Raw genomic sequence first — 22312 nt, 5'->3', positions numbered from 1 at the left:
CAAAAAAGGGGTTTCGCAGCACATGACCGACGTGCCCGATACGATGCTGGCGATCGACCCCCACGAGGCGGGCGGCCCCGAGGTGCTGGCGCCGGTACGCCGCGACGTGCCGGTGCCCGGCGACGGCGAGGTGCTGGTGCGCGTCGCGGCGGCGGGGGTCAATCGGCCCGACGTGATGCAGCGGCAGGGGCTGTACCCGCCGCCGCCCGGTGCCCCCTCGACGCTGGGGCTGGAGATCGCGGGCGAGGTGGTCGCGCAGGGCGAGGGTGTCGATCCCGGGATGCTGGGCGCCCGCGTCTGCGCGCTGATCGCGGGCGGGGGCTATGCCGAATATGCGGTGGCGCCCGCCGCGCAATGCCTGCCGGTGCCCGATGCGCTGACGATGACGGAGGCCGCGGCGCTGCCCGAGACGCTGTTCACCGTCTGGACGAACCTGTTCGAGCGCGCGTTCGCGGTCGAGGGCGATACGGTGCTGGTGCACGGCGGGACCAGCGGGATCGGGACGATGGCGATCACGCTCGGCAACCTCTTCGGGCTGGAGGTGATCGTGACGGTCGGGTCGCCCGAGAAGCAGGCGGCGGCGCTGCGGCTGGGCGCGGATCATGCGATCGACTACAAGGCCGAGGATTTCGTCGCGCGGGTCAGGGAGATCACCGGCGGGCGCGGGTGCGCGGCGGTGCTCGACATGGTCGGCGGGGATTACGTGCCGCGCAACCTGCAATGCCTGGCCGAGGACGGGCGACACGTGTCGATCGCGGTGCAGCGAGGGAGTTCGGCGACGGTGCCGCTGTTCGAGATCATGAAACGGCGGCTGACGCTGACCGGCTCGACGCTGCGCGCGCGCGACGCGGGCTTCAAGGCGCTGGTGACCGAGGAGATCGCGCGCACGGTGTGGCCGTTCGCGGCGGCGGGCAAGCTGAAGCCGGTGATGGACCGGACGTTTCCGTTCGCGCAGGCGGCGGACGCGCACCGGCGGATGGAAGAGGGGAGCCATGTGGGCAAGATCGTGCTGACGATGGCGTGAGTTTTTCGCCAACGCTCTTCGTCATTCCCGCGCAGGCGGGAATCCAGAACCTCTGACGTTTCGGCCCTCGCGCAGGCCTGCACGTCTGGATCCCGCCTCCGCGGGGATGACGTCCTGTATGAGACGTCATCCCATCGCGTCGACCACTCACTTCCGCTCGTAGGCCTTGGGCAGCGCGCCTTCGGTAGGCGTCAGGTACCGGTCGCGAAGTTCGGTCTGGCGCGACTGCATCGGTTGCGCGACGCCGTCGATCCAGGTCGCGACCGGCACCGACGACAGCTCCAGCGGGTCGCCGTCCCACAGCACCACGTCGGCGCGGCGGCCGGGGCGCAGCGAGCCGATCTCGCCGGCCATGCCGATCGCCTCGGCCGGGCCGCTGGTGATCGACGCGAACGCCTGCCCCCAGTCGAGCCCGGTCGCACCGGGAATGCGGGCGATCGCGACAAGGTTGCCGGCGAACTGCCGCAGCACATGGTCGCCGCCCGACGCGCCGGTCGAGGCGAGCGCGACCGGCACGCCGGCGGCGCGCAGGCGGCCGACGTTCGATTCGGTCGCGGCGAGGTTCTCGAACTGCGCGGGCAGGTCGGCGAGCGCGGCGGCGATCACCGGCACCTTCGCCGCCGCGATCTCGCGTGCGACCACCCAGCCTTCGGTCACGCCGGCCAGCACCAGCCTGAGCTTCGGATAGTCGCGGGTCAGCGCCAGCACGTTGCGGATGTCGGCGGCGCGCTCGACATGCACCAGCAGCGGCACCTCGCCGTCGAGCACGCGCAGCAGCGCCGCGGCGTCGCTGCGCGTCACCAGCGCCTCGCGCGAGCGGCCGTCGAAGGCGGCGGGGTTGCGGCGATAGTCCTGCGCCTGCGCGAAGGCGTCGCGGAGCATCGCGTGCGCGGCGGGGCGGCTGCCGCCGGCCAGCTTGCCGCCGTCCTCGCCGAGTTCGACATATTGGAACGCGCGCGGACGCGTGACGGCGGCCGGATCGGCGCCCAGGTCGATCACCGCGCCCTGGCCGGCGAAGATCGAGCCGCCGGCATTGGGGGTGACGATCGCGCGGGTGACGCCGCCCAGCCGCTCGTTGGCGACCTTCACGGCTGCCGGGTTGACGCCCAGCGACACGTCGATCGCCGCCTTGAAGGGCGAGTTGCGCGCGCCGGCGTCGTTGCTTTCCTGCACGCCGTCGGCATCGACCAGCGAGAGGTCGGTCAGCGCGGAGACGACGCCCGCCGATACCCATTTGCCGGTCGCGTCGATCACCTGCGCGCCCGCGGGCACCGCGACGCCGCGCCCGGCGGCGACGATGCGGCCGTTGGCGATGACCACGGTGCCGCCCTCGATCGGTGCGGAGCCGTCGCCGATCGCGACGGTGCCGCCGGTGATCGCGGTCGTCTGTGCGACAGCCGGGGTGGCCAGCATCGTGGCGAGGAGGAAAAGCGCGCGCCTCACTTGACGTCTCCCGATCCGGGCTGACCGAGTTCGAAGTCGCTCACCGGGCGACGTTTCGGATCATTGGCATCGTAGAGCAGCGCACCGTCGACCCACACTTTCTCGGGGCGGGTGTAGACGCTGAACGGATTGCCGTTCCACAGCACGACGTCGGCCATCTTGCCCGGCTTCAGGCTGCCGGTCTGCCCGTCGATGCCGAGCGCCTTGGCGGGCCCGAGCGACAGCCACTTCCACGCAGCCGCGTCGCTGATCCGGATGCCCGAATGGCGTGCCGAGGACAGCACCTTGGCGACTTCCTGATTGAGCCGCTGGATGCCGTTCTCGTCGTCGGAATGGATCATCGCGCAGGCGCCGGCATTCTCGAGAATCGCCAGGTTCTCGCCGATCCCGTCGTAGCTTTCCATCTTGAAGCCATACCAGTCGGCCCACACCGCCGCGCAGGTGCCGCTGGCCTTCAGCAGGTCGGCGATCTTGTACGCCTCCACTGCGTGGTGGAAGGCGGTGACGTGATAGCCGAACTCCTTGGCCATATCGAGGACGATCGCCATCTCGTCGGCGCGGTAGCAATGGTTCTGGACCATGATCTCGCCCGACAGCACGCCGCGCAGCGTGTCCATGCCGATGTCGCGGTCGGGCATGTCGCCGCCCTCCGCCTCATATTTGTCCCACTTGCGCTTGTAGGCGGCGGCCTTCGCCCAGGTCTGGCGATCGACCGCGACATTGCCCATGCGGGTCGAGGGCTCGCGGTTCTTCGAGCCGTAGACGCGCTTCGGGTTCTCGCCGCACGCCATCTTCAGCCCATAGGGCGCGCCGGGGAATTTCATCGCCTGCATCGTGCGGCCGTAGACGTTCTTCAGCACCACGCTGCGCCCGCCCATCAGGTTGGCCGAGCCAGGCAGAATCTGGAGCGTGGTGACGCCGCCGTTGGCCAGCGCGCGGCCGAAGCCGGGGTCCTGCGGCCAGACGCTGTGTTCGGCCCAGACGTCGGCGGTGACCGGCGCGGTCGCCTCGTTGCCGTCCGAATGCGCCTGGACCGAGGGCGTGGGATAGTCGCCGAGGTGGCTGTGGATGTCGACGACGCCTGGCGTCACGAACTTGCCCTGCCCGTCGATAATGGTCGCGCCGGCGGGGGCGTCGAGCGTCTGGCCGACCGCCACGACCTTGCCGTCCGCGAACAATATCGCGCCGCCATCGATGCGGTTGCCCTCGCCGTCGAAGACCGTGACGTTGCGGACCAGCGTCGGCGTGCCGGGATAGGCACGATAGGTGGAAGGGTACGGGTCGCGCGCGTAGCGTACCGGCGGCGCCTTCTTCGCGGCGGTCGCCGGCTTGTCCTTCGCCGTGGCGCATGCCGCCAGCGGCACCGCCAGCAACGCGACCGACAGCAATGCGCGCCGCGCGCGATCCGGTTTCATGTCGTGACCCCTTTTATTCGCCCTTTGCTTGTCCCGATCATGGACGTGGGCGCGGTTCAGGGTCAAGCAACCATGCGGTCTTCATTGATCAAGCGCACGATCGAAAAGGTTCCGGCGCGATATTTGTCGAAGCAAATAGATCTATGTTGACGTCGCCTCGGAGATCGCGTTGACCTCCGTCGAAACCCTGATTAGGGCGTCAAGCGTAAGTAAGGGAGCCCCCCATGTCCGACGATACCATCACTGCCAATGCGGTTGAGCTTGCCACCGAACTGACCATCGCATGGCTCGCCAATCCCAACACCCGCGCATCGGGTGAAGACGTTCCGGCTTTTCTGCGCACCATGCATGATGCGGTGACGAACCTGTCGTCGTCGACTGCGCCGGCCGCTCCCGAAGAGCCGACCGCAGAATATACGCCGGCCGTGTCGGTGCGAAAGTCGCTGGCGTCGAAGGATCACCTGATCTCGCTGATCGACGGCAAGCCCTACAAGACGCTGCGCCGCCATCTGGCCGGCCATGGACTGACCCCGGACGAGTATCGCCAGCGTTACGGCCTGAAGCCCGACTATCCGATGGTCGCCGAAAGCTATTCGGAAGCGCGTCGCGACATGGCTAAGAAGATCGGCCTGGGCCGCAAGCCCGGCGAGCGCCGCGGCGAGAGCGCGCCGGCGAGCGAGCCGGCCCCGGCGACCGGCGGTCGCGGGCGTCGCAAGGCGGCGGCGGCCGAGGGCTGACCCGGCAGAGGGCACGAGGCGCACGCCGATGTCGATCGTCGACCCGATGATCGCACCGGCGGTCGACCGCGCCCGTGCCTCGATCGCGCAGGCGCTGCGCGAAATGGTGGGCAGCGGCGAGCTGGATCTCGCCCGCCCGCCCGGCGACCATGGATTGATCGCCGACACGTCCCCGGCGTGGCGGGTCCACGGCGACTTTTCCGCGATGATGATCGGCGGCATCTCGGCGCTGCTGCTCCAGATGCTCCACCCCGGCGCGTTGGCGGGGGTGTGGGATCATAGCGACTTCCGCCGTGACCGGCTCGGCCGGTTGCGCCGCACCGCGCAGTTCATCGCGGTCACCACCTACGGGCCGACCGCCGCCGCCGAGCGCACGATCGCGCATGTCCGCGCGATCCACGACCGCATTCACGGTGCGCTGCCGGACGGCACACGCTACGACGCGAACGATCCCGCGCTGCTGACGTGGGTGCATGTCGCGGAGACCGACAGTTTCCTGCGCGGCTATCTGCGCTACCGCGACGCCGCGCTGTCGCCCGCGGAGCAGGACCGCTACGTGGCCGATGTCGCGATCGTCGCCGAGCGGCTGGGCGCGCGCGACGTCCCGCGCTCGCGTGCCGACATCGCGGCTTATTATCGCACCGTCCGCCCGGCGCTGCGCGGCGATCACCGCGTTCGCGAGGTCGCCGACGCGCTGCTCGCCCCGGGACCCGACCGCGCACAGGCCGCCGGGCTGGCGATAGCGGCGGCGGCGGCGCTCGACCTGCTGCCCGACTGGGCGGCGGCGCTGCACGATCGCCGGCCCGCGCCGCTCGCCCGTCCCGCGATCCGCGCGGGGGCGGACGGGATGAGCCGCGTGCTGCGCTGGGCATTGCGCGCGTCCTGAACCGATCGTCGCTTCGCGTCGTTCTGAACGGCGGAAGGAGCCGATCATGCCGCTGACGACCGACGACGAGATCAGGACGCTGCTGGAGGAAACCCGCACGATCGCGCTGGTCGGCGCATCGGATCGCCCGACACGGCCATCCTATGGCGTCATGGCGGCGTTGCAGGCGCACGGCTACCGCGTAATCCCTGTCAATCCGCAGATCACCGGCGAGCACGTCCACGGCGAGTTCGTGTTCCGCGAGCTGTCGCAGCTCGGCGATCCGATCGACATGGTCGACATTTTCCGCCGCTCGTCGGATGCCGGCGCGGCGGTCGACGAGGCGATCGCGATCGGCGCCAAGTCGGTGTGGTTGCAGATCGGGGTCATCGACGAAGCCGCCGCCGCGCGCGCCGAGGCCGCGGGGCTGAAGGTGGTGATGGACCGCTGCCCGGCGATCGAGATACCGCGGCTGGGGGTGGCGCGGATCGGGGTGTAACCTCCGCTGCCGTCATTCCCGGGCCGGCAGGAACCAGACGCGCGGGTCTGAAGCTCGAAGCGAGACGTCAGACGTTCCGGATGTGCGCCGCGGCGAGACCAGCCCCTCCCCAGCAATCGTCACTCCTGTTACAACTCTCCCGAACCACGAAAAAGGGGAGTGCATGTCCAGTCTGTTGCGGCGCAAGCCGATTGCGATCGAGCATGGCGACGGTCCGGTGCTGGCGCGCACCTTGTCGTGGCCGCATCTGGTCGCGCTGGGCGTCGGTGCGATCGTCGGAACCGGAATCCTGACGCTGATCGGCGTGGGCGCGGATCGTGCGGGGCCGGCGGTGATGCTCAGCTTCGTGATCGCGGGCGCGATCTGCGCGTGCGCCGCGCTTGCCTATGCCGAGATGTCGACGATGATCCCGGCATCGGGCAGCGCCTATACCTACAGCTATGTCGTGCTGGGCGAGGTGATCGCCTGGGTGATCGGGTGGTCGCTGATCCTCGAATATTCGCTGGTCGTCTCGACCGTCGCGGTGGGCTGGTCGGGCTATGCCTCGGCGCTGCTGACGCCACTGGGCTTTCCGGTCGCGCTGACCAACGGGCCGGAGCTGCACGGGATCGTCAACCTGCCCGCGGTGTTCATCATCGCGGTCGTGGCGGGCCTGCTGTGCTTCGGGACGAAGGAGAGCGCGACGCTGAACGCAGTGCTGGTGGCGGTGAAGCTGGTGGCGCTGACGGTGTTCGTCGTCGTGGCGCTGCCGCATTTCGACGCCGCCAACCTCCACCCGTTCATGCCGCACGGTTTTGCCGCGTCGGTCGACCCGGACGGCAAAGAGCGCGGGGTGATGGCGGCGGCGGCGATCATCTTCTTCGCCTTCTACGGCTTCGACGCGATCTCGACCGCGGCGGAGGAGACGAAGAACCCGGGGCGCGACCTGTCAATCGGCATCATCGGGTCGATGTTCGGGTGTATCGTCATCTATGTCGGCGTCGCGGTGGCGGCGGTCGGGGCGCTCAGCTACACGCGCTTCGCGGGTTCGCCGGAGCCGCTGGCGCTGATCCTGCGCGATATCGGGCGGCCGGGCTTCGCGACGTTCCTGGCGGCGAGTGCGGTGATCGCGCTGCCGACGGTGCTCCTCGGCTTTCTCTTCGGGCAGAGCCGGATCTTCTTCGTGATGGCGCGCGACGGGTTGCTGCCCGCCGGGCTGGCGAAGGTGTCGCGGCGCGGGGCGCCGGTGCGGATCACGCTGATGACCGCCGCGCTGGTGGCGGTGATCGCGGGAGTGATGCCGATCGATGCGATCGCAGCGCTGGCGAATGCCGGCACGCTGGCGGCGTTCGTCGCGGTATGCGTGTGCATGATGGTGATGCGTCGACGCGCGCCGGAGGCGGAGCGGACGTTCCGCGCGCCGATGGCGAATGTCGTGGGCACGCTGGGCGTGCTGGGGTGCGTGTATCTGTTCTTCAGCCTGCCCGCGAAGACTCAGGGGTATTTTCTGCTGTGGAATATTGTAGGGCTGGTGCTGTATTTCGTGTGGGGGCGGAAGCGGGCCGTGTTGGCGTGAGCCTCTCCTCCGTCATTCCCGCGCAGGCGGGAATCCAGAACCACCGACCTCCGCGCTTCTATCGATGGACCTGCGCGTCTGGATCCCCGCCTTTGCGGGGATGACGGATAGGAGTCGGCTCAGCGCTTCTTCACGAACTCGGCGCGCAGGACCAACCCTCTGATCCCGTCGAAGCGGCAGTCGATTTCCTGCGGGTCGCCGGTCAGGCGGATCGACTTGATCGCGGTGCCGCGCTTCAGCGTCTGGCTGGTGCCCTTGACCTTCAGGTCCTTGATGAGCGTCACCGCATCGCCGTCCGCCAGCAGGTTGCCGACCGAGTCACGGACCTCGACACCGTCAGCCGGCGCCGCGGCCGTCACCTGGCCCGCCGGCACCCACTCGCCGGTCGCCTCGTCGTAGACGTATTCGTCGCTCAATCCATCACCCCCCCTAAAAGGAAAGGGAGGACCAAAGGCCCTCCCTTCCCAAAACACCCTGGCCGCCGCCGCTTACGCAGCGAGGTTCCGCAGCACGTACTGCAGGATGCCGCCGTTCAGGAAATATTCCAGCTCGTTGACGGTATCGATCCGGCAGCGGGTCTGGAACTGCTCGGTCGACCCGTCCTGGCGCTTCAGCGTGACGGTGACGTCCTGGCGCGGACGGAGCTTCGCGACGTTCTCGATCGTGAACGTCTCGTCGCCGGTCAGCTTCAGCGTCTCGCGGGTCACGCCCTCGGCGAACTGGAGCGGCAGGACGCCCATGCCGACCAGGTTCGAGCGGTGGATGCGCTCGAAGCTTTCGGTGATGACCGCGCGCACGCCGAGCAGGTTGGTGCCCTTCGCCGCCCAGTCGCGCGACGAGCCGGTGCCATATTCCTTGCCCGCGATGATCACGAGCGGGGTGCCGTCGGCCTTGTGGCGCATCGCAGCGTCGTAGATCGGCATCACCTGGCCGTCGTAACGGCTCATGCCGCCCTCGATGCCCGGCACCATCTCGTTCCTGATCCGGATGTTGGCGAAGGTGCCGCGCATCATGACCTCGTGGTGGCCGCGGCGCGCGCCGTAGCTGTTGAAGTCGGCGCGGCTAACCTGATGCTCCTGCAGCCACTTGCCCGCCGGGCTGTCCGCCTTGATCGAACCGGCCGGGGAGATGTGGTCGGTGGTGATCGAGTCGCCGAGGATCGCCAGCGGCTTGGCGTCGATGATGTCGGTCACCGGGGCCGGGGTCATCTCCATGCCCTCAAAATACGGCGGGTTGGCGACATAGGTCGAGCCCGCGCGCCAGGCGTAGGTGTCCGAACCGGTGACGTCGATCGCCTGCCACTTGCTGTCGCCGGCATAGACGTTGCCATAGCGAGCGCGGAACATGCCGTCGTCGATGTTGGCGGCCATGAGGTCCGAGACTTCCTGGTTGGTCGGCCAGATGTCGCGGAGGTACACATCCGCGCCGTCCGTGGACTGGCCGATCGGCGTGTCGTTCATGTCGGTCGTCACCGTGCCCTTCAGCGCATAGGCGACGACGAGCGGCGGCGAGGCGAGGAAGTTCGCGCGCACGTCCGGCGACACGCGGCCTTCGAAGTTGCGGTTGCCGGACAGCACCGAGGCGGCGACGAGATCGTTCTCGTTGATCGCCTTCGAGATCGGCGCGGCCAGCGGCCCCGAATTGCCGATGCAGGTGGTGCAGCCATAACCGACGAGGTTGAAGCCGATCGCGTCGAGATCCGCCGACAGCCCTGCCTTGTCGAGATAGTCAGTCACGACCTGCGACCCGGGCGCCAGCGAGGTCTTCACCCACGGCTTCGGCTTCAGCCCCAGCGCGTTCGCCTTGCGCGCGACCAGACCCGCGGCGACCAGCACCGACGGGTTGGAGGTGTTGGTGCAGCTGGTGATCGCGGCGATCACGACGTCGCCGTCGCCGATGTCATGCCCACGCTCATCGACCGCGACGCGCGCGGGCTTTTCCTTGTGGTACAGCTTGAACAGGTCGCCGTTGAACACCTCGTCGACGGTGTCGAGGCTGACCTTGTCCTGCGGGCGCTTCGGGCCGGCGAGCGACGGGACGACGCTCGACATGTCCAGCTCCAGCGTGTCGGTGAACACGGGGTCCGGGCTGTCGGCGTGACGCCACATGCCCTGCGCCTTGGCATAGGCCTCGGTCAGCGCGACGACTTCGTCCGGGCGGCCGGTGAGGCGCATGTAGTCGAGCGTCTTGTCGTCGACCGGGAAGAAGCCGCAGGTCGCACCGTATTCGGGCGCCATGTTGGCGATCGTCGCACGATCGGCCAGCGTCATCTGGTCGAGGCCCGGGCCGTAGAATTCGACGAAGCGGCCGACCACGCCCTTGGCGCGCAGCATCTGCGTGACCGTCAGCACGAGGTCGGTCGCGGTGATGCCCTCGCGCAGGCTGCCGGTCAGCTTGAAGCCGACGACCTCGGGGATCAGCATCGAGACCGGCTGGCCAAGCATCGCGGCCTCGGCCTCGATCCCGCCGACGCCCCAGCCGAGCACGCCCAGGCCGTTGATCATCGTGGTGTGGCTGTCGGTGCCGACCAGCGTGTCGGGATAGGCGATCTTCGCCTGACCCTTGGCGTGGTCGCCGGTTTCCTGCGACGACCAGACGGCGTGGCCGATGTACTCAAGGTTGACCTGGTGGCAGATGCCGGTGCCCGGCGGCACGACCTTGAAATTGTCGAGCGCCTTGCTGCCCCACTTCAGGAACTCGTAGCGCTCCGAATTGCGGGCATATTCGAGGTCGACGTTGTCCTCAAACGCCTTGGGCGTGCCGAACTCGTCGACCATGACCGAGTGGTCGATGACGAGGTGGACGGGGACCTGCGGATTGATCTTCGCCGCGTCGCCGCCCAGCTTCGTGATCGCGTCGCGCATCGCGGCAAGATCGACCACGCACGGCACGCCGGTGAAGTCCTGCATCAGCACGCGCGCGGGGCGATACTGGATCTCGCGGTCCGAACGCCGCTCCTGCTGCCAATCGACGATCGCCTTGATGTCGGCCTCGGTAACGGTCACGCCGTCCTCGAAGCGGAGCATGTTTTCCAGCAACACCTTCATCGAGAAGGGCAGGCGGCTGATGTCGCCGAACTTCTCCTCGGCGCTCTTCAGCGCGAAATAGTCGTAGGACTGGCCCCCGGCCTGAAGCGTCTGGCGGGCGTTCAACGTATCCTGGCCGATGGCCGTCATGGGCATGGTCCTTTCTTCAAGGGCCGTCGTCGGGCGCGGCGTGCCAGGGGCGCGGGCGGGCGGCGACGGGAGCGAAACTCTCGATCGCCGCGGGCGATAGCAGTGGTGCCGCAGGTGCGAAAGGGGGGCGCGCGGTCCTTTCCTATCAGGCGACCGCGGGCTTGCGCAGGATCTCATTAGCATGACGCACCCCGCGATTCTCCTGCTCCATCGCCATCCGCTCGGAAGTCGAGGCCGACGAACCTGCTGCCGCACACTCATCAAGATATAAGGATATCTTTATATGACGTTGACAGTTGGTGCGGATTGGTGTTGAACAAACCTGTCGAGGTTCCCCATTCCAGGCATGGCGATGGGGCTAAGACGGGAAGCCGGTGGTGCCCTTCGGGGCAGAGTCCGGCGCTGCCCCCGCAACTGTAAGCGGCGAGTGGCGGCTCCATTTCGTGTCACTGGGTTCCCGCAAGGAGCCTGGGAAGACCGGAGCCACCGCGTTGACCCGTGAGCCAGGAGACCTGCCGTTCGACGCCATAACGTTCCTCGGACGGGGGTTCCTCCGGTGGATCGCGCTTGATGCGACGGTCCGTGGCTTCCCGCCATCGGAGGCTGTTCACGCCTTGCGCGCTTTCGCCTGACCTCCCGCCCGCAAAGCCTGGGTGAGTCATGACGAATAGCGGGTTCACATTCTCGATCAGCAGCATCCCGTTCGACGAGGATTATCGTCCGGCCGACAGCACGCGCATCACCACGAACTTCGCCAATCTTGCGCGGGGAACAAGCCGCCGGGAAAATCTGCGCAATACGCTGGTGATGATTGATCATCGCTTCAACGCGCTGATGCACTGGGACAATCCCACGGGTGATCGCTACGCGCTGGAGCTGAAGATCGTTTCGGCCGCGCTCACGCTGGGGGACGGGGCGGGTGACGAAGCCTTCCCGCTGATCGAGATCCTGCACACCACCGTCATCGACAGGACGCGCGGCGAGCGCAGCGACGGCATGATCGGCAACAACTTCTCCTCGTACGTGCGGGATTACGACTTCAGCGTCGTTCTGCCCAACCACCTCAGCGCCGGAGGTGCCGGCGCTCCGGAAGGCTTCGGCGATCTGCACGGCAACCTGTTCAAGCATTTCCTCGGCTCAAGCGCCTATCGCGACAACTTCCAAAAAGCCCCGGTCATCTGTCTCAGCGTCTCGAGCAAGGAAGTCTATCACCGGACCGCCAACGTGCATCCGATCCTCGGCGTCGAGTATAGCAACGACACCTTCTCGCCCACCGATCGGTATTTTGCAAAGATGGGCATGAAGGTCCGGTACTTCATGCCGCCGCACAGCGTCGCGCCGTTCGCGTTCTACCATACCGGCGATCTGGTCAGCGATTACACGAACCTCGAACTCGCCAGCACGATCGCCACGATGGAGACCTTTCAGAAAATATATCGCCCAGAGATCTACAACGGGAATTCGGTGGCAGCGGAGTATTATCAGCCCAGCCTGAAGTATCAGGACTATTCGATGACCCGCATCGTCTACGATCGCGAGGAGCGCAGCCGGCTTGCCGTCGAACAAGGCAAGTTCGCGGAAGAGCATTTCATCAAGCCGCACAGTGCCGCGCTCCAGCGCTGGTCCGCGACCTGCGGCCTCTGACCACCCTCCCGCACGAAGGTATTTGCATCATGACGACATTGTTGCCGACGACGACCGCGGGCAGCTTGCCCAAGCCTTCCTGGCTCGCCCGGCCCGAGACCCTGTGGTCGCCATGGAAGCTGGAAGGCGAGGATCTCGTTGCGGGCAAGCAGGACGCGCTGCGCCTGGCGGTCGACGACCAACGGCAGGCAGGTATCGACATCCTCGGCGATGGCGAACAGACGCGCCAGCATTTCGTGACGACGTTCATCGAGCATCTGGACGGTGTCGATTTCGAGAAGCGCGAGACCGTGCGCATCCGCAACCGCTACGACGCCAGCGTGCCGACGGTCGTCGGGGCGGTTTCGCGGCCCACGTCGGTCTTCGTCGACGATGCACGGTTCCTGCGCGCGCAAACCGCTCGGCCGATCAAGTGGACGCTGCCGGGGCCGATGACGATGATCGACACGCTCTACGACGCCCATTATCGCAGCCGCGAGAAGCTGGCGTGGGAGTTCGCCCGCATCCTGAACGAGGAAGCGCGCGAGCTGGAAGCGGCCGGCGTCGACATCATCCAGTTCGACGAACCCGCGTTCAACGTGTTCTTCGACGAGGCGAACGATTGGGGCATCGCCACGCTGGAGCGCGCAGCGGAGGGGCTGAGGGCCGAAACCGCCGTCCACATCTGCTATGGCTATGGCATCAAGGCCAACACGGATTGGAAGAAGACGCTCGGCTCCGAATGGCGCCAGTATGAGGAAACCTTCCCCAACCTTCGGAAGTCGACCATCGATATCATCTCGCTCGAGTGCCAGAACTCGCGCGTGCCGATGGACCTGATCGAACTGATTCGCGGCAAGAAGGTGATGGTCGGCGCGATCGACGTCGCGACCGACGCCATCGAGACGCCGGAACAGGTCGCCGCTACGCTGCGCCATGCGCTACGCTTCGTCGACGCGGACAAGCTCTATCCGGCGACGAACTGCGGGATGGCTCCCTTGTCGCGCGCCGTCGCACGGGGCAAGCTGAAGGCGCTGGGCGCCGGCGCCGAGATCGTCCGCAAGGAATTGGCGGCCTGAGCGGCAGCGGATAACGACAGGTGCGGCACGGCGGGGTGCGCGGCGCGTTCGTTCTCGCCGGGCGGTGCGGGTAAGCGCCGCCGGTGAGGAGCGAGGGACGATGGCGCGCAAGCTGAAGGTGTTCCGGACCGCCGCCGGCTTCCACGACGCCTATGTCGCGGCGCCGAGTCGCAAGGCGGCGCTGGCGGCGTGGGGTGCCGACGTCGACCTGTTCGCGCGCGGAGTGGCGGAGGAGGTGACCGACCCGGCATTGATGGAGGCGCCGCTCGCGGCGCCGGGCGAGGTCGTGAAGCGATCGCGCGGCACCGCGGAGGAGCAGCTCGCCGCGGCGCCGGCGCCGCGCAAGAAGACGATGGCGGCGAAGCGCAAGCCGGCCGCCGCGCCGCGTCCGAGTCGGGAAGCGTTGGAAACGGCGGAGGCGGCGCTGGAGCGGGCGCGCGCCGCCATCGAGAACGAGCGGCGCGCGCTGGCGGCGCGACTCGCCGCGCTGGAGCGCGAGCAGCGCGCGCTCGAGCAACGCTGGCGCACGGAGCGCGCTGCGCTGGAGGACGCGCGCGAGGCGGCACGCACCGACTATGACGCGGCGGTGGCACGCTGGCGCGACGGGTAGCGGCGCTACCGCCCGATCTTGATGCGCAACGCCACGACGAGTGCATCGCGCACGTCGCGACGGCCGCCCGGACTGGCGACCCATTGCACGTCGGGCTCGATCACGAGCCACGAGCGCGCCACGAGGCGATAGGCGGCCTCGACGATCAACTCGCCGGGGCCCGTCCGCTCTATCCGGCGGTAGCGCGAGCCGAACGACACCGCAGCGAAGGACAGGCCGATCTGGTCGTCCGGGCGGGCGGCACCGATGCCGGTGCGCACGACGCCGCCGCCGAGATATTGTGCGGCCGGGTTGTACCGCCGGTCCGCGACGCCGTAGCGCAGCCACCCGCTGACGCCCGCGCCGCCCCGCACCGCGCCGTGCAGCTGGTGCTCGACCAGCGCATAGGCGCCGCGACTGCCGTCGCCTTCGCGCGGTTCGTCCTGAAGCCGCGGCAGGCGCGCCAGATACCGCCAGCTGCCGACCGCCAGCTTGGTGCGCGTGCCCAGCCGCGCCAGCTCGGCGATCACCAGCGCGCCGTCGCGCCGCCGGAGGCGTATCGCGGTGGCGGCCGGGTGCGCCGGGTCGCCGGGCACCGCGTCCAGAACGGCGGCGCGCACCAGCCAGCGATCGTCGAGCGCGACCTCGCCGCGCACCGCGACCGAGGTGACCGGGAAGATCGACGGCCCGCGCCGCCCCGATTGCGCGATGTCGGGACCCATGCCGTGCGAGGACAGCAAGAACAGGGTGCCTGACAGCGTGGTGTCGAACTCCGAGTTCAGATTGTAGAGCCCGGCTTTCACCGAGGCGCTGCGACCGATGTCCTGTTCCAGCCACGCTTCGAACAGTCGTGTCGCGCGCACGCCCGTCTCGATGTTCGAGGCGATCTGGAAGTCGCCGGCGAGCGCGGGCGAGAAGCGCGCGCCGTTGTTGTGAAGAATGTAGCCGAAGGCGCGCGCGCCGCGCCAGCCGACCAGCCGCTCCGCATCGACCGCGACTTGCAGGTCGAGGTTGTCGAGGTAGCGAACCCCGCGCGCGCGGCCGCCGGCGACATCGGCGATGACGTCGGCGGTGTAGACTGCCGATGTGGTCACCGGCCCCCCCTCCCGCTCGTTGGCGGACCGCGGGTAGCCGGTCGGGCGCTGGGTCTGCGCCGGCGCGCCGCACGGCCATAACGCCAGCGCCGCCGCCCCCACCAACCCTGCCCCTGTCGCCGCCGTCGCTCGCATCGAATCGCTCATGGCACAGCCCCAAGATGCTGGCGATGTGCCCGCGCTTCTGCCACGGAGCGATCATGATTCCGTTTGCGTTGCTTCTGCTCGCCGCGGCGCCTGCGCAGGGCGCGCCGCAGGAAGGCGACATCACCGTCCGCGCGCCGCTGCCCGCCACCCCGCAGACGCCGGCGACGATGGTCGTCGAACCGGCCGCGATGATGATCGCGGCGTGCGACGCGGATGGCGACGCGCGGGTCGAGCGGTACGAGCTGGACGACTGTCTCGCCACGTCGTTCGCGGCGTTCGATCCGGGCAAGACCGGCAAGCTGCGCTACATCGCGTTCGGCGACTGGGCGCTGCGCTACCTGGGCGATCGCGCGGCGTTGCCGAGTCCGTACGAGGTCGACCGCGACAATGACGAGGCGGTGACGCTGGCGGAGTTGCAGGACCATTTCTCGCGACTGTTCGCGCGCTACGACCGCGACGGCGACCATGCGATCAGCCGGGCGGAGCTGCTGACGTATCGCACGATGCCGATCGACGCGCAGGGGCCGACCGCGGGGCGTCGCCCGGAGAAGAAAGCCGATGCGCCCGACGCCGGCAAGCGGCGGCGGCGATGACGCGCTTCGCTTTCCAGGTCGCGGCGACCGACGGCGCGGCGCGCACCGGCACGATCACGATGCAGCGCGGGGTGATCCGCACGCCGGCGTTCATGCCGGTCGGCACCGCCGCGACCGTCAAGGCGATGAAGCCCGCCGACGTCGAACGTGCGGGTGCGGACATCATCCTGGGCAACACCTATCACCTGATGCTGCGCCCCGGCGCCGAACGCGTGGCGCGGCTCGGCGGGCTGCACGCCTTCATGGGGTGGGACAAGCCGATCCTGACCGATTCGGGCGGCTATCAGGTGATGAGCCTCTCGGCGCTGACGAAGCGTTCCGAGGAGGGCGTGGCGTTCGCCTCGCACCTCGACGGGACGCGGCACATGATCTCGCCGGAACGCTCGATCGAGATTCAGCGGTTGCTGGGCAGCAATATCGTTATGGCGTTCGACGAGCTGGTCCCGACCACCTCGACGCGCGAGGTGCAGGCTGCCGCCATGGAGCGCTCGATGCGCTGGGCCAAGCGCAGCCGCGACGCGTTCGACGGCGGCGGCGAGCACGCGGAGAACAACGCGATCTTTGGCATCCAGCAGGGCGCGCTCGACGAAGGGCTGCGCAAGGCGAGTGCGGACGCGCTGATCGATATCGGGTTCGACGGCTATGCGATTGGCGGGCTGGCGGTCGGCGAGGGGCAGGCCGCGATGTTCGGGTGCCTCGACTTCGCGCCCGCGCAATTGCCCGCCGACCGCCCCCGCTACCTGATGGGCGTCGGCAAGCCGACCGACATCGTGGGCGCGGTCGAACGCGGGGTCGACATGTTCGACTGCGTGATGCCGACGCGTTCGGGGCGGACGGGGCAGGCGTTCACGCGAACCGGGCCGATCAACATCCGCAACGCGCGCTTCGCCGAGGATCAGGGGCCGCTTGCCCCGGAATGCGCGTGCGCTGTGTGCACGACGTGGACGCGCGCCTATGTGCACCATCTGGTGCGTGCCGGGGAGATGCTGGGCGCGATGTTGATGACCGAGCACAATATCGCCTTCTACGAGGCGTTGATGGCCGACCTGCGCGCCGCCATCTCGGACCGGCGGCTGGCGGCGTTCGCCAATGGCTTTCGCGCGCGGTATGACGCGCCAAAAGGAGAGTGACGTGAGCGACGAGCAACCCAACGAGATCCTGGCGACCGCCGCCGCGGCGAAGGCGCACGAGGAAGCCGGCGCGCCGGGCGCCGCGGCGCATCAGCGCAAGGGGCATTGGAACCCCGCCAAGACGTGGCTGGGGGTCGGCATCGGATCGGCGGCGGTGGCCGCGGCGGTGCTGTTCGCGAACGCGCGCAAGGACGAGGGCAAGAAGTAGGGGGAGGGCGAAGTGGGGGCGGGTGCGTCCCGTCGCCCCACTCCACCGTCATTCCCGCGGAGGCGGGAAACCCGACGCGCAGGTTGTCGCAAGAGCCTGGGCGTCAGCGGTTCTGGATCCTCGCCCTCGCGGGGATAACGAGGAGAGAAGAGCTAGCCTCTCTGGAAGGTTCGGCCGCCGACGTGGGGGGCACGTCGGCGGCCCCGACTGAGGCAGCCATCGGGCGACCCGAAGGGCTGTTCGGCCGGTAGACGAGGGAAGGGACCGCGCAGCAGCCGATGGCGCCGCCCGGTCCCTCCCGATTCTTCAAGCGCTTGGTAGCCGATCGATCAATGCGTGACCAGATCGAATCGGTCGGCGTTCATCACCTTTGTCCACGCCTTCACGAAGTCGGCGACGAACTTCTCGCCCGAGTCGGCGCAGGCATAGACCTCCGACAGCGCGCGCAGCTGCGAGTTGGAGCCGAACACCAGGTCGGTGCGCGACGCGGTCCACTTCTGCTCGTGCGTCGTACGGTCGGTGCCGACGAACTCCTGGTCGCTTTCGTCGCTGACCTGCTTCCAGGCGGTGTTCATGTCGAGCAGGTTGACGAAGAAGTCGTTGGTCAGCTGACCCACGCGCTTCGTGAACACACCGTGCTCGGTGCCGAGCGCATTGGCACCCAGCACGCGCAGCCCACCCACCAGCACCGCCATCTGCGGCGCGGTCAGCTCCAGCAGCTGCGCCCGGTCGATCAGCAACTCCTCGGTCGGCACGTTGAACTGCACCTGGAGGTAGTTGCGGAAACCATCGGCCTTGGGCTCGAGCACGTCGAAGCTCTCGGCGTCGGTCTGCTCCTCCAGCGCGTCGGCGCGGCCGGGCGTGAACGGGACGGTCACATCATGGCCGGCGTCCTTGGCCGCCTTCTCGACCGCCGCCGAGCCGCCGAGCACGATCAGGTCGGCGATCGACACCTTCTTGCCGCCGGTGGCCGATGCGTCGAAGTCGGCCTTCACCTGCTCCAGCACGCCAAGCACGCGGGTGAGGTTTTCCGGCTCGTTGACCTCCCAGTTGCGCTGCGGCGCGAAGCGGATGCGCGCGCCGTTGGCGCCGCCGCGCTTGTCCGAACCGCGATAGGTCGAGGCCGAGGCCCAGGCGGTCTTGACCAGATCCTGCACCGACAGCCCGCTGTCCAGCAGCTTGGCCTTGAGCGCGGCGACATCGGCGTCGTCGATCAACGGGTGGTCGACCGCCGGGATCGGATCCTGCCAGATCAGATCCTCCTGCGGCACTTCCGTGCCCAGGTAGCGGATCTTCGGCCCCATGTCGCGGTGCGTCAGCTTGAACCACGCACGCGCCCATGCGTCGGCGAAGTAGGCCGGATCGGCCCGGAACTTCTCCATGACCGCGCGGTACTTCGGGTCGACCTTCAGCGCCATGTCGGCCGAGGTCATCATCGTCGGCACCTTCTTGCCGGGCGTATGCGCAGCCGGGGCCAGCGTGTCCTCGGGGTTGCCGACCGGCTGGAACTGATGTGCGCCCGCCGGGCTCTTGGTCAGTTCGTATTCGTGGTCGAGCAGCATGTCGAAATAGGTCATGTCCCACGTCGTCGGGGTCGGCGTCCACGCGCCCTCGATCCCCGAGGTGATCGTGTGATCGCCCATACCGCTTTCGTGCGTCGACGCCCAGCCGAGACCCTGCGCCGCGATGTCGGCGCCTTCGGGCTCACGACCAACCAGCTTCGGATCGCCCGCGCCGTGCGCCTTGCCGAAGGTATGGCCCCCGGCGGTGAGCGCTGCGGTCTCCTCGTCGTTCATGCCCATGCGCGCGAACGTCTCGCGCATGTCGCGGGCCGAGCCCATCGGGTTCGGGCAGCCGCCCGGTCCTTCCGGGTTCACGTAGATGAGACCGTGCTGGATCGCGGCAAGCGGGCTTTCGAGCGCGAGCCCGGCTTCCTCGTCGATGCGGGTCTGGCCGAGCCATTCCTCCTCGGTGCCCCAGTACACGTCCTTCTCGGGCTCGAACACGTCGGCGCGACCGCCGCCGAAGCCGAAGGTCGGGCCGCCCATCGATTCGATCGCGACGTTGCCGGCAAGGATGAACAGGTCGGCCCAGCTGAGCGCACGGCCGTACTTCTGCTTGATCGGCCACAGCAGGCGGCGCGCCTTGTCGAGGTTGCCGTTATCCGGCCACGAATTCAGCGGCGCGAACCGCTGCTGCCCCGCCGACGAGCCACCGCGACCGTCGCCGGTGCGATAGGTGCCGGCCGAGTGCCAGGCCATGCGGATGAAGAACGGGCCGTAGTGACCGTAATCCGCCGGCCACCACGGCTGGCTGTCGGTCATCAGCGCGGTCAGATCGGCCTTCACCGCCTTCAGGTCGAGCTTCAGGAACTCGGCCGCGTAATCGAATTCGTCGCCGTACGGGCTGCCCGACTTGCCCTGCTGGTGCAGGATGTCGATGGACAGCGATTCGGGCCACCAGTCCCGCGACGTATGCCCCAGCAGCTTGCGCATCGCGGCCGGCTGCTTCTTGGGGTCGTTGATCGGGCTACCCTCGGTGATGGCGTCCATGATTGCTCACTCCTCTCGCGACCGTGTTCCGGGTCTGCTGCTGCCCTTACGCACGGGCGCGCACGACCTTTCCCCTGCGGTCTGTGACACGAGTGGTAGCCGAGGCGTGTTGATCGGGAAAATGCGAAAAGGTGGATGGTATGATCGACAGGGTCGATCAGCAACGCGTTCCGACCGACGCAATCGCATCGGCATAGGCGGCGCGGTTCTCGGCGACGATGCGGTCCTCTGCGAACCAGTTCAGCGCATCCGGGTCGCGCAGGCCGCCCGCGCGCCACGCCTCCGCATCGCCAAGCGCGGTGTCCATCGCGGCGGCGAGCGCCTCGACATCGGTCGGCTGGTAGGTGATCGCGTGCGCGGCCAGATCGGCGATCTCGGGAATGCCGCCCGCCTCGGCGCAGATCGCCGACAGGCCATAGGACAGCGCCTCGATCAGCGTGCGCGGCAGCGGCTCGGGCCAGACCGAGGAGATCAGCACGGTGTCGATCGCGCGGTAGAAATCGGCGGCCTGCGAGAAGCCGAGCCATTCGATGCGCGGATCGGGGTAACGTGCCTTCAACTCGGCGACGTAATCGGGGACGCCGACCCCCGCGATCTTCAGCCGCCAGTCGGCGCGGGTGACGCGGGTGGTCGCCTCCAGCACGACGTCGATGCCCTTTTCCGCCTCGACGCGGCCGATGAAGCCGAAGACGAACGGCGCGTCGGGCGCGGGCGGATCGCGCGGCTGTTCGTCAAGCGGCACGATGTTGAAGATTCGACGCGCCGGCACGCCGGGAAAGTAACCCTCGGCATGGTGGCGGCGGATGACGTAATCGCTGTTCGAGACGAGCTGATCGACCTGACGCGAGGCGGTCTTGGCCGGGGCGGTGAGCACGCGGCACTCAAGGCAGCGGGTGGCGCAGTTCGCGCCGTTCTTGAACAGCGCCGAGCGGGTGCACATCACGCCGTAATCGCGCAGCGTCTGGACGAGCGGCAGGCCGCGCTTCGTGATTTCGGGCCAGATCGCGGCACTGAACCCGGTGACGACGTTGCAGTGGACGACATCGGGGCGCTCGGCATCGAGGATCGCGGCGAAGCGGCGCGCGGCGGTGCGGTTCCAGCGGTTGCGCGCGTGCCATTGCAGCCGCCTGAGCTTGGGCTGCGCGGGGGCCGATGCGTCATAGGGCCAATAAAGATTGTCCATCGGCAGGCGGTGGACCTTCACGCCGTTCTCGACCGCGACCGCGGGCGCGGCGATGTCGTCGAGCGTGGCGACGACCACCTCGTCGCCGGCGCGCACCAGCGCCTCGGCAAGCAGCGACACCGACTTCTCCGCACCGCCGACCTTGTGCGGCGGGTAGAGGACGTTGACGATCAGGATCTTCATGCCGCAGCCACCCTTGCACAGGCATCGGCGAGGATGCGCGCCGAGTTCCGCCAGCTATAGCGCGCGACGCGGTCGCGGGCCTTGTCCAGCCGGTCGCGGCGCAGCGCGCCGTCGGCGTCGTCGAGGAGCATCCGCATCAGCGCCGCCAGCGTCGCATCGTCGTGCGGCTCGAAATAGTCCGCGGCCGGGCCGCAGACCTCCTGCACAGCGGGCGCGGTGCTGGCGAGGACCGGGCAGCCGTTGACGAACGCTTCCAGTGGGGGAATTCCGAAGCCCTCGTAGATGCTGGGGAAGATCAGCGCGCGCGCGCCCTGCATCAGCCCGGCGACCTCCGCGTCGTCGAGCCGCCCGGGGAGCAGCACGTCGGGTCCGGGCTCGGGCAGGCCGGCGTTGCCGAACACCGCACGGTCTAGCCGGCCCACTGCCACCAGCTTCGCGCTGCCGGGCGTCAGGCGGGCGAGCGCGCGCAGCGCGACGGCCAGGTTCTTGTTGGCGGTGAGATTGCCCAGCGTCAGGAAATAGCCGCCGCGCGTCAGCCCGAGCCGCTCGACCACGCCCGCGTCGGGCGCGATGGCGAGATGCTCGGCACCGTTGGGGGCGACCACGATGTCGCGCGCGGCGAGCGGGAGCACGTCGGCCAGCTCGCCGCGCGAGAACTCGGACACCGTCGCGATGGTCGCGCGGCGCGCGAGCAGCTGGTCGAGCAGGGTATGGAGCAGCACGTAGGGCTTGCCGAAGAATTCGGGGTGGCGCTGCACCGAGGCGTCGTGGATGACGACCACCTGGCGCTTCTTCAGGACCGGGCCGCTGGCGGCGAGGCACAGCGCGGTGCCGGTGCGCGACGCGCGGGCGAAGTCGCGCTGGTCCCACAGGTGCCCCCCGCGCGTACCGACGGCACGCGTCGCGATGTGGCGCAGGTCGAGCGGTCGCGCGCCCGGGGGGGTGAGGAGCACGAAGCGCTGCGCCAGCGCGGCCTCGCCCGCCAGCACGTCGAGCGCGGTGACGATCTCCTGCGCGTATCGCTGCACCCCGCTCATCGGCTGGGTAAGGAACCGGCCGTTGATGAAGACGGTGCCGGTCACGACGCGACCCGGCAGGTCATGGGTCGCTTGCGCGCATCGCCGTGCGTCATTCCGTCGACCCCCTTGCTGCCGTCGCGCACGCTGCGGCGGCGCTGCTAACGGCTTCTAGACGGGCGGTTCCGCCGCACGCAACCC

At 68.5% G+C, this 22312-nt stretch carries 19 protein-coding genes and 1 riboswitch; of the genes, 11 read left to right on the top strand and 8 right to left on the bottom strand.

Going from position 1 to position 22312, the window contains the following annotated elements; all coding sequences use genetic code 11:
* The first annotated feature begins 22 nt into the window (after positions 1-22).
* Positions 23-1024 carry an NAD(P)H-quinone oxidoreductase gene (locus J2Y58_RS07365; protein ID WP_310100835.1) on the top strand — a complete coding sequence of 334 codons (1002 nt, stop codon included), beginning with the start codon at positions 23-25 and terminating at the stop codon, positions 1022-1024.
* 147 nt (positions 1025-1171) lie between these two features.
* On the opposite strand, the gene J2Y58_RS07360 is transcribed toward J2Y58_RS07365, so the two are convergent.
* Together J2Y58_RS07360 and J2Y58_RS07355 are read right to left on the bottom strand one after the other, a co-directional pair.
* On the bottom strand, positions 1172-2467 hold the full coding sequence (locus tag J2Y58_RS07360) for an amidohydrolase family protein (RefSeq protein WP_310100832.1): 1296 nt from the start codon (positions 2465-2467) through the stop codon (positions 1172-1174).
* Positions 2464-3882, bottom strand: a complete 1419-nt coding sequence (locus tag J2Y58_RS07355; protein WP_310100829.1) for an amidohydrolase — start codon at positions 3880-3882, stop codon at positions 2464-2466. Before J2Y58_RS07355 ends, J2Y58_RS07360 begins: the two co-directional genes overlap by 4 nt.
* 224 nt (positions 3883-4106) lie before the next feature.
* Here J2Y58_RS07355 and J2Y58_RS07350 point away from each other — a divergent pair, with 224 nt between their 5' ends.
* The 4 genes from J2Y58_RS07350 to J2Y58_RS07335 all read left to right on the top strand — a co-directional run bounded on the left by J2Y58_RS07350 (position 4107) and on the right by J2Y58_RS07335 (position 7538).
* On the top strand, positions 4107-4619 hold the full coding sequence (locus J2Y58_RS07350; protein ID WP_310100826.1) for a MucR family transcriptional regulator: 513 nt from the start codon (positions 4107-4109) through the stop codon (positions 4617-4619).
* Positions 4620-4647: 28 nt separating this feature from the next.
* The gene (locus tag J2Y58_RS07345; RefSeq protein ID WP_310100824.1) at positions 4648-5505 is read left to right on the top strand and encodes an oxygenase MpaB family protein; all 858 of its coding nucleotides are present in this window, start codon (positions 4648-4650) and stop codon (positions 5503-5505) included.
* A gap of 46 nt (positions 5506-5551) precedes the next feature.
* Complete coding sequence (locus tag J2Y58_RS07340) at positions 5552-5983, top strand: CoA-binding protein (protein ID WP_310100822.1); 432 nt, start codon at positions 5552-5554, stop codon at positions 5981-5983.
* A gap of 163 nt (positions 5984-6146) precedes the next feature.
* On the top strand, positions 6147-7538 hold the full coding sequence (locus J2Y58_RS07335; protein ID WP_310100820.1) for an amino acid permease: 1392 nt from the start codon (positions 6147-6149) through the stop codon (positions 7536-7538).
* Between the two features lie 119 nt (positions 7539-7657).
* Here J2Y58_RS07335 and J2Y58_RS07330 read toward each other — a convergent pair whose 3' ends face one another.
* Together J2Y58_RS07330 and acnA are read right to left on the bottom strand one after the other, a co-directional pair.
* Positions 7658-7954: a zinc ribbon domain-containing protein YjdM gene (locus J2Y58_RS07330; RefSeq protein ID WP_310100818.1), complete on the bottom strand. Its 297-nt coding sequence runs from the start codon at positions 7952-7954 to the stop codon at positions 7658-7660.
* A gap of 72 nt (positions 7955-8026) precedes the next feature.
* Positions 8027-10714 (bottom strand): aconitate hydratase AcnA, encoded by a 2688-nt coding sequence (gene acnA, locus J2Y58_RS07325; protein ID WP_310100816.1) that lies wholly within the window; start codon positions 10712-10714, stop codon positions 8027-8029.
* A 311-nt stretch (positions 10715-11025) separates the two neighbouring features.
* Positions 11026-11249, top strand: a riboswitch (cobalamin riboswitch).
* Positions 11250-11374: 125 nt separating this feature from the next.
* Between acnA and J2Y58_RS07320 the strand changes: the two genes are divergently transcribed.
* The 3 genes from J2Y58_RS07320 (at position 11375) to J2Y58_RS07310 (ending at position 14026) form a co-directional block, all read left to right on the top strand.
* Positions 11375-12358, top strand: a complete 984-nt coding sequence (locus J2Y58_RS07320; RefSeq protein ID WP_310100814.1) for a DUF1852 domain-containing protein — start codon at positions 11375-11377, stop codon at positions 12356-12358.
* 29 nt (positions 12359-12387) lie between these two features.
* Positions 12388-13416 (top strand): methionine synthase, encoded by a 1029-nt coding sequence (locus J2Y58_RS07315; RefSeq protein WP_310100812.1) that lies wholly within the window; start codon positions 12388-12390, stop codon positions 13414-13416.
* A 100-nt stretch (positions 13417-13516) separates the two neighbouring features.
* Positions 13517-14026, top strand: coding sequence for a hypothetical protein (locus J2Y58_RS07310; protein WP_310100810.1), 510 nt, complete (start codon positions 13517-13519; stop codon positions 14024-14026).
* A 5-nt stretch (positions 14027-14031) separates the two neighbouring features.
* Here J2Y58_RS07310 and J2Y58_RS07305 read toward each other — a convergent pair whose 3' ends face one another.
* Positions 14032-15246 (bottom strand): carbohydrate porin, encoded by a 1215-nt coding sequence (locus J2Y58_RS07305; protein ID WP_310100808.1) that lies wholly within the window; start codon positions 15244-15246, stop codon positions 14032-14034.
* Positions 15247-15299: 53 nt separating this feature from the next.
* Here J2Y58_RS07305 and J2Y58_RS07300 point away from each other — a divergent pair, with 53 nt between their 5' ends.
* From J2Y58_RS07300 to J2Y58_RS07290, 3 genes are read left to right on the top strand one after another with little or no spacing between them, the layout of a single operon-like run.
* Positions 15300-15839, top strand: coding sequence for an EF-hand domain-containing protein (locus J2Y58_RS07300; RefSeq protein ID WP_310100806.1), 540 nt, complete (start codon positions 15300-15302; stop codon positions 15837-15839).
* Positions 15836-16969 carry a tRNA guanosine(34) transglycosylase Tgt gene (tgt, locus tag J2Y58_RS07295; RefSeq protein WP_310100804.1) on the top strand — a complete coding sequence of 378 codons (1134 nt, stop codon included), beginning with the start codon at positions 15836-15838 and terminating at the stop codon, positions 16967-16969. The genes J2Y58_RS07300 and tgt overlap by 4 nt, the downstream gene beginning before the upstream one ends.
* A 1-nt stretch (position 16970) precedes the next feature.
* Positions 16971-17177, top strand: coding sequence for a hypothetical protein (locus tag J2Y58_RS07290; RefSeq protein ID WP_310100802.1), 207 nt, complete (start codon positions 16971-16973; stop codon positions 17175-17177).
* Between the two features lie 329 nt (positions 17178-17506).
* Here the strand turns inward: J2Y58_RS07290 and katG are convergent, their stop codons facing one another.
* The 3 genes from katG to J2Y58_RS07275 all read right to left on the bottom strand — a co-directional run bounded on the left by katG (position 17507) and on the right by J2Y58_RS07275 (position 22177).
* The gene (gene katG, locus J2Y58_RS07285) at positions 17507-19729 is read right to left on the bottom strand and encodes a catalase/peroxidase HPI (RefSeq protein ID WP_310100800.1); all 2223 of its coding nucleotides are present in this window, start codon (positions 19727-19729) and stop codon (positions 17507-17509) included.
* Between the two features lie 157 nt (positions 19730-19886).
* Positions 19887-21095, bottom strand: coding sequence for a glycosyltransferase family 4 protein (locus J2Y58_RS07280; protein ID WP_310100798.1), 1209 nt, complete (start codon positions 21093-21095; stop codon positions 19887-19889).
* Positions 21092-22177, bottom strand: coding sequence for a glycosyltransferase family 1 protein (locus tag J2Y58_RS07275; RefSeq protein WP_310100797.1), 1086 nt, complete (start codon positions 22175-22177; stop codon positions 21092-21094). Before J2Y58_RS07275 ends, J2Y58_RS07280 begins: the two co-directional genes overlap by 4 nt.
* Between the last annotated feature and the right edge of the window lie 135 nt (positions 22178-22312).

This window comes from Sphingomonas sp. BE138, assembly GCF_031456125.1.
In the GTDB taxonomy this organism is placed as follows: Bacteria; Pseudomonadota; Alphaproteobacteria; order Sphingomonadales; family Sphingomonadaceae; genus Sphingomonas.
The sequence above is the reverse complement of the archived record's forward strand: the minus strand, read 5'-3'. Positions and strand labels throughout refer to the sequence as shown.

Coding starts and splice junctions, on each gene's coding strand:
- J2Y58_RS07365 (WP_310100835.1), top strand. CDS start 23: ATGACCGACGTGCCCGATACGATGCTGGCGATCGACCCCCACGAGGCG.
- J2Y58_RS07355 (WP_310100829.1), bottom strand. CDS start 3,882: ATGAAACCGGATCGCGCGCGGCGCGCATTGCTGTCGGTCGCGTTGCTG.
- J2Y58_RS07350 (WP_310100826.1), top strand. CDS start 4,107: ATGTCCGACGATACCATCACTGCCAATGCGGTTGAGCTTGCCACCGAA.
- J2Y58_RS07345 (WP_310100824.1), top strand. CDS start 4,648: ATGTCGATCGTCGACCCGATGATCGCACCGGCGGTCGACCGCGCCCGT.
- J2Y58_RS07340 (WP_310100822.1), top strand. CDS start 5,552: ATGCCGCTGACGACCGACGACGAGATCAGGACGCTGCTGGAGGAAACC.
- J2Y58_RS07335 (WP_310100820.1), top strand. CDS start 6,147: ATGTCCAGTCTGTTGCGGCGCAAGCCGATTGCGATCGAGCATGGCGAC.
- acnA (WP_310100816.1), bottom strand. CDS start 10,714: ATGACGGCCATCGGCCAGGATACGTTGAACGCCCGCCAGACGCTTCAG.
- J2Y58_RS07320 (WP_310100814.1), top strand. CDS start 11,375: ATGACGAATAGCGGGTTCACATTCTCGATCAGCAGCATCCCGTTCGAC.
- J2Y58_RS07315 (WP_310100812.1), top strand. CDS start 12,388: ATGACGACATTGTTGCCGACGACGACCGCGGGCAGCTTGCCCAAGCCT.
- J2Y58_RS07310 (WP_310100810.1), top strand. CDS start 13,517: ATGGCGCGCAAGCTGAAGGTGTTCCGGACCGCCGCCGGCTTCCACGAC.
- J2Y58_RS07305 (WP_310100808.1), bottom strand. CDS start 15,246: ATGAGCGATTCGATGCGAGCGACGGCGGCGACAGGGGCAGGGTTGGTG.
- J2Y58_RS07300 (WP_310100806.1), top strand. CDS start 15,300: ATGATTCCGTTTGCGTTGCTTCTGCTCGCCGCGGCGCCTGCGCAGGGC.
- tgt (WP_310100804.1), top strand. CDS start 15,836: ATGACGCGCTTCGCTTTCCAGGTCGCGGCGACCGACGGCGCGGCGCGC.
- katG (WP_310100800.1), bottom strand. CDS start 19,729: ATGGACGCCATCACCGAGGGTAGCCCGATCAACGACCCCAAGAAGCAG.
- J2Y58_RS07280 (WP_310100798.1), bottom strand. CDS start 21,095: ATGAAGATCCTGATCGTCAACGTCCTCTACCCGCCGCACAAGGTCGGC.